Raw genomic sequence first — 1121 nt, 5'->3', positions numbered from 1 at the left:
TCTGGAGTCGAGTGTCCCAGCCTCGCCATGACCTCGACCGTTGATGCGCCCGAACTCGCTGCGGTCGTGCCGGCGAGGTGTCGCAAGTCGTGGAACCGAAGGTCCTGTGCGACCCCAGCGTCTCGCCTTGCTCGTCGCCACGACGGTTGGAAGTATCGATTGAGGAGCGGCTTCTTCTTGATCGACCGGAAGACCAGTGCGTCGGGTTCCGGTTCGGTGAAGGTGTCCATGTGACCGCTGAGGATCTCGAGCGTCTCGGGGTCGAGCGCAACGACACGAACGCCCGCCATCGTCTTCGGCGGTCCGAAGGTCGGGCCGACGCCCTTCTGAAAAGACAGAGACTTCCGTACATGGAGCTGCCCAGTCTCGAGGTCGACGTCGCTCCGCCGAAGTCCTGTCAGCTCCCCGTACCGGAGCCCCGATGCAGCGCCCACCCAGACAAGTGCGGCGAACTCCGGCTCGATCACCTCGGCGAGGCGGACGACCTCAGGGAAGGTCACTTCCGGCCGCTTGTGGACCTTCTCCTTCGCTGCGCCGGTCATCTTGACCGGGTTCGCGCGAATCAGCCCGTCCTCGACAGCGGTCTCCATGATCGTCCGGAACAATCGATAGATCTTCGCCACCGTGTTCTCGGACAGGTGGCTCTTGAGCAAACCGGACCTCCAGGAACGCACATCAGGCGTCGTGATGTCGTTGAGGCGCACCGAACCGAACGGCCCGATGATCCACTTGCGAAGCTGTGACTCGTACAACTGGCGCGTGTTGTGTCGGAGCGGCCGCTCGTCGAGCCACCGAAACGCGTAGTCCTCAAACTTGACCGAGCCGATCGACTCGTCGAAGTGCTCGCCGCGCTGGAGGTCGGTCTCAATGCTCGACAACCACCGCCGGGCGTCGGTCTTCGTGGGGAACGTTGACCTGGCGCTGACCTGACGACCGAGGTGCGAGTAGCGCGCCTGGAAGCGTCCACTCGGAAGCTTGCGGATGGTCCCGAACTGCCTGGCGGCGCTCATCATGTGCTCCCTATTGCTCGTCCTTCTAGGCACGAACTGGGGGTGGGCACGATCGCAAGTTCGGCGCACTTAGCCGAAAAGCGACTCTGACCAGGCATTACGCCTGGTCAG

At 63.2% G+C, this 1121-nt stretch carries 1 protein-coding gene; it reads right to left on the bottom strand.

What is annotated here, in order from left to right:
* Window positions 1-1010, bottom strand: a 1010-nt coding sequence (locus tag ON45_RS17770) for a tyrosine-type recombinase/integrase (protein ID WP_040495654.1), incomplete at its 3' end; no start/stop codon positions are given.
* Between the last annotated feature and the right edge of the window lie 111 nt (window positions 1011-1121).

This window comes from Ilumatobacter nonamiensis YM16-303 (genome assembly GCF_000350145.1).
Lineage (GTDB): Bacteria > Actinomycetota > Acidimicrobiia > Acidimicrobiales > Ilumatobacteraceae > Ilumatobacter_A > Ilumatobacter_A nonamiensis.
Note: the sequence above shows the minus strand (reverse complement) of the source record. Positions and strands in the feature narration are given on the sequence as shown.